The sequence below is a fragment of the Amycolatopsis anabasis genome (assembly GCF_009765355.1).
GTDB lineage: Bacteria > Actinomycetota > Actinomycetes > Mycobacteriales > Pseudonocardiaceae > Amycolatopsis > Amycolatopsis anabasis.
Window position 1 is genome coordinate 1 of the sequence record NZ_VTHK01000130.1, and the last position, 4841, is coordinate 4841.

A 4841-nucleotide genomic window follows, 5' to 3' on the forward strand; every position below is an offset into this window, starting at 1 on the left:
TCTCCCGCATCGCGACCCGGGGCGGCCGCATGCCGCCCCGCATCACTGGCGAGGGAGTACCCGCAACCCGCCAGCGGTCGCGTCAGACTCGGAAGAACATGGCCATCACCCTAGCTACTTCGACCTGAAAAAGTCGCCGCGTGGCGGTCCGCTGGGCGGCGTCTGGTGAGCGGGAGGATGGCCTTGACCCCTTGGGCGAGAAGGGATCGAGGCCATCGTGTTTCGTACTGTAGGCGGTCAGGTATCGCTGTGGGAGGCGACGCTCCCAGCTGAGTTGCTGAGGTTGCCTGCCGAGTTGGCGGCTGTGGATGCGTTGCTGGATGATCCGGCGTTCTTCGTGCCGTTCGTGCGGTTCTTCGACCCGCGGATTGGTCGGCCGTCGACGCCGATGGAGACCTACCTGCGGCTGATGTTCCTCAAGTTCCGGTACCGGCTGGGCTATGAGTCGCTGTGCCGGGAGGTCAGCGATTCGATCATGTGGCGGCGGTTCTCCCCGAATCGGGCTGGAGGGATCGGTGCCGCATTCGACCACGCTGATGAAGCTGACCACCCGCTGTGGTGCGGCGGCGGTGGACGGGCTGAACGAGGCGCTGCTGGCCAAGGCCGCCGGGGCGAAGCTGCTGCGCACCACCCGGCTGCGGGCGGACACCACCGTGGTGCCGGCGAACGTGTCCTATCCGACCGATTCGAGCCTGCTGGCCAAGGCGGTGCGGCGGATCGCGGCGACCGGCCGGCGCGTCCAGGCCGTCGGCGGCGGGCGGCGCACCCGCATCCGGGACCGTTCCCGGTCGGCCGGGAAACGCGCGCACGAGATCGCCTCGAAACTTCGACTGCGCGGGGCGGCGGGCCGGGACGAGGCCCAAGCCGTGGTCCGGCGGGTCACCGGCGAGCTAGCCACGCTCGCCGAGACCACTGTCACCGATGCGCGGCGGCTGCTGGTCAACGCCAAGATCGGCGGGTACCCGCCCGTTGAGACACCGGACTCGGCCATCGGCGTCGACCATCGCCCGATACGCGACGCCGAAGGGCGAGGGCACGTGGTCCCAGCTGCTGACGAGCGAGCCATCGGCAGTCAGCTGGGCGACACATGTCCGGGGCTGGAATGTCCTGAGCAGGAGGCGAGTGGTTTTCATGGCAGCCTCCCTGACATTACTGGGCCAGGTGCGGCTGCTGAAACCAACCCGGCGTTCAATTGTTGAGCAGGAAGAACAACATCGGGTTGTCGGTACCGGTGTGCACGGGTTCGCCGAGGCCGAGCCGCGTGCGCAACGCTGTCAGCCGCTGGTGCACGTCGGGTGCCCGTGCCGGGGCGGCGGTGAAGAAGGGGATGTCCCGGCGGTTGAGCCAGCGCAGCACCTCGGCGCCCTCGGTGAACGGAAGCGGGCGCCTGTGGTGGAACACGTCGTGCACGCTGACCGGGGTTCCGGCGGGGACGGTGGGTAGCAGGTGTGCGAGGTACCAGCGGGCGAAGGACGCGTTGTGCGCGGCGTCGATGAACAGGTAGTCGGACTTCGCCGCCCAGTCGCCGCACTGCTTGCGGACGTCGCCGCAGTGGAAATCCCAGCGCCCCTCGGCCAGCTCCGGCGGCACCGCGCGGACGGCGTTGTCGATCAGGTCGTAGCTGGCGAGCCGACCGGTTCGGTTGTCCCGCAAGGCATGCAGGATCCAGGTGGTCGACCAGCCGCGGAACGTTCCCACCTCGGTGACCAGTTCCGGCCGGAAGCGCCTAATCATTAGGTAGGTCAGCTCGGCCTCGACATCGTCCAGTTTGGCCTCCATCTCGGGGGTGCCGAGAACCTTCCGCTGTGCCGCGCGAACGTTCGCCAGGTCTTCGGCGTAGGTGCGGTACAGCTCGATGATGAATTCGATGTCGAGGGCTTCCAGTACGGGACGCATAACGCCCAAGTTAGGCATCGTGCCCGCAGCGGTCGTCACTCCGTGGACGGCTCTTCGGAGTCATTCGCGGGAGTGATCGGTCAGCCCTGGGGCTGACGAGCCCGCTCTCGTAGGCCACCGCGACGGCTTGCGCCCTGTCCCGCAGGCCGAGCTTTCCCAGCAGCCTGCTGACGTGCGTTTTCACCGTGTGCTCGGTGACCGTGAGCGCCGCCGCGATTTCCGCATTGGACAGTCCACGTGCGACCAGAACGAATACCTCGGACTCCCGTGCGGTCAGCTCGGTGAGCCGGTCGGGTTCGGCCGCCACCGGGCGCGCGGCGAACTCGGCGATCAGCCTCCGGGTCACCGACGGCGCGAGCAGCGCGTCCCCCGCCGCGACAACGCGAACGCCGTCGACCACCTGCCCCGCGGTGCTGTCCTTGAGCAGGAACCCGCTCGCCCCGGCCCGCAACGCGTCGTAGACATAAGCGTCGAGGTCGAAGGTGGTCAGGATCAGCACCCGCGTGTCCGGAGTTTCCCTGAGCAACTGCCAGGTCGCGGTCACGCCGTCCTGGCACGGCATGCGGATGTCCATCAGCACCACGTCGGGGCGGAGCTCGATGGCGAGTCGTTCGGCGCTGAAGCCGTCCTCGGCCTGCCCGACCACCTCGAAGTCCGGCTGCGCGGCCAGCAGCGCGGCGAACCCCTCCCGCACCACCGCGTGGTCGTCGGCCACCAGGATCCGCACCGTCATGTGTCTCCTCCGCTCACCGGCAGTTCGGCCTCGACGAGCCATCCGCCGGCGCTCCGGCCCGCCGTGCAACTGCCCCCGACCGCGGCGGCCCGTTCCCGCATGCCGAGCACCCCGTGTCCCCGGCCAACCGGCCTGCCCGGCTCCGCCGCGTTGAACACCCGCAGGCGGACCACGTCCGGATCGGCCGCGACCTCGACATCGACCGGTCGCCCCGACGCGTGCCGGACGGCGTTGCTCAGTGCTTCCTGCAGGATGCGGTATGTGGCGAGACCGATCATCTCCGGGGGCGTGGTCTTCCCGGTACGCAGGTGACGGACCTCGATGCCGCGGGCCCGCGCGCGGTTGACGAGCTCGTCCAGTTCCGCCCAGCCGGGCTGCGGCACGAGCGCCGGTTGCTCACCGTCGCCGCGCAACGCGCCGAGCAACACGCGCATCTCGGCCAGGGCCGCCCGCGCGTCGGCGGCGATCCCGGCGAGCACGGCGCGGTTGTCGTCGGGCAACTCGGCCAGCCGGTACGGCGCGGTTTCGGCGGTCACCGCGATCATCGACATCCGGTGCGCGACGACGTCGTGCATCTCCCGAGCGATCCGGGCGCGTTCCTCCAGCACCGCGAGCCGTGCCGCCTCGACCTCGGCCCGCTGCTCCCGTTTCGCGAGATCCCGTTGCGCGCGGGTCCGCGAGCGGGCCAGCACCGCGGTCAGCACCAGCAACATCGACCAGAAGACGTAGCCCAAGAACGGCGGAACCTCGCTGGTGACCGATGGAACGAAGGCGAACAGCAGGCCGACGACGATCATCACCGATGACGTCCACACCAGCCACGCCGTGCGCGGCCGCGTCCTCGCTGCCACCAGGACCACGGTGAGCAACAGCAGGACCCGCTGCGGCAGCGGCCACGGCAAGCCGTCGGAGGGGCCCCACGGGTGGGCCAGCACGGTGAGGCACCATCCGGCGAGGGCGAGCACCCACGCCGCCAGCGGCCACCGCACGATCAGCAGTAGCGGCGCGGCGAAGACCACCGCGTACAGGGCCTGGACGAGGACGACGTCGTACCCGGCCGCGGCGAGGCTGCGCCAAGTCAGCAGCGCCACGGCGAGCGCGATCAGCAGCACGACGAAGTCCAGTGCCGTCGCCGGGCGCAGCAGCCACCGGAATGCCTTCACAGCGCCGACGCTACCCGGCACTGTGGGCCACCTGGCATGCCTGCATCGCCGGTAGCCATGGGGGTTCCCTGCACCTGAGAAAGTCCGCTCCTGTGCTGGCTCCGGCCAGACGTGACGAACGGTTTTGAATAGGCCGTGCCTCGTTATGTCAGCAGACGCCGTGTCCAGGACGCGTTGTGTAGCTGATAGCCGGATCCGGGGTCCACGCTTGGGGCAACCCTCCGCCTGGGGCCCGACTGGGTTATTGCCGCTGCTGGATGACTGGGTGGACATCGATGCTGGAGAACTCCGCTGGGGTATCGAGCACTGTCCACCCCTTGTGGGTGTCATCGGCGCACGGTAACCCCGCTACGCGGCCTGTGAAGTGATATCTCGTGGCCATCCGTGAATCAATCGATCAGGTTGTCGATTGAGGGCCAGTGCTGGCAGCACCAGCTGGCTCGTGAGAACATCGCCGGCTCGCACGCCGTTGTGATCTCGCCGGTCTCCGAGCACGGGCGACTGCCGGGCTTGTTGGCAGGCCAGATGGCCCACGTTCGTGTCGGGCGACAACGTGCTGGCTGCGGCGTCAAAGGAGTGCGGGGCACAGTGCCGCACGATTGGTGTCGCTCGGTACGGACTGGTGCACCCTGGTGAAGCGTTCTGGTCTTCGATTCGGGAGGGGTTCAGGGATGGATGTGGAGGGCACGGCCCTGCCCGGGACCGGGTTGCGGTACTCGTTCACCAGCGAGCGGAACCGACAGACGGCAGGTGGCGGTGATCTCGCACCGGTCCGGGTGTGGCTGTCCTCGGGGTGCGCATACCGTTGCGCATGGTGGGTATTCCGTGTCTATGACTACCGCGCCGTTTGAGCCCGATCCCCAGATCGGTCGGGATGAGATCGCCGCCGCCGATCCCGGGGCGGGAGCGCCGGAGCCCGCGCCGGGGTTCGGGGTGACCGGTGAAGAACCTGAGGAGTCCGCCGTGCCCGGACAGAGCCGTGACGAGGCCACGGGACCGGCAGAGGAAGGGGGTGGAGGGTAGGTGTCTGGAACCGGAGGGCGTGCCTT

Annotated in this window: 3 protein-coding genes and 1 pseudogene; 1 reads left to right on the forward strand and 3 read right to left on the reverse strand. The window is 68.9% G+C overall.

The window, feature by feature from the left end; translation table 11 throughout:
- Nucleotides 1-217 precede the first annotated feature (217 nt).
- Nucleotides 218-950, forward strand: a pseudogene (locus FXO23_RS50200) (transposase); the annotation flags it as partial.
- Between the two features lie 238 nt (nucleotides 951-1188).
- Here the strand turns inward: FXO23_RS50200 and FXO23_RS50205 are convergent.
- The 3 genes from FXO23_RS50205 to FXO23_RS50215 are packed head-to-tail and all read right to left on the reverse strand — an operon-like array spanning nucleotide 1189 to nucleotide 3792.
- Nucleotides 1189-1896 carry a class I SAM-dependent methyltransferase gene (locus FXO23_RS50205; protein WP_158896247.1) on the reverse strand — a complete coding sequence of 236 codons (708 nt, stop codon included), beginning with the start codon at nucleotides 1894-1896 and terminating at the stop codon, nucleotides 1189-1191.
- A 10-nt stretch (nucleotides 1897-1906) separates the two neighbouring features.
- Nucleotides 1907-2629, reverse strand: coding sequence for a response regulator transcription factor (locus FXO23_RS50210; protein ID WP_158896249.1), 723 nt, complete (start codon nucleotides 2627-2629; stop codon nucleotides 1907-1909).
- Nucleotides 2626-3792, reverse strand: coding sequence for a sensor histidine kinase (locus tag FXO23_RS50215; RefSeq protein ID WP_158896251.1), 1167 nt, complete (start codon nucleotides 3790-3792; stop codon nucleotides 2626-2628). The genes FXO23_RS50210 and FXO23_RS50215 overlap by 4 nt, the downstream gene beginning before the upstream one ends.
- Nucleotides 3793-4841: the final 1049 nt, after the last annotated feature.

Excerpts from the sequence above, each read along its gene's own strand:
- FXO23_RS50205 (WP_158896247.1), bottom strand. The coding sequence starts at position 1,896 with ATGCGTCCCGTACTGGAAGCCCTCGACATCGAATTCATCATCGAGCTG.
- FXO23_RS50210 (WP_158896249.1), bottom strand. The coding sequence starts at position 2,629 with ATGACGGTGCGGATCCTGGTGGCCGACGACCACGCGGTGGTGCGGGAG.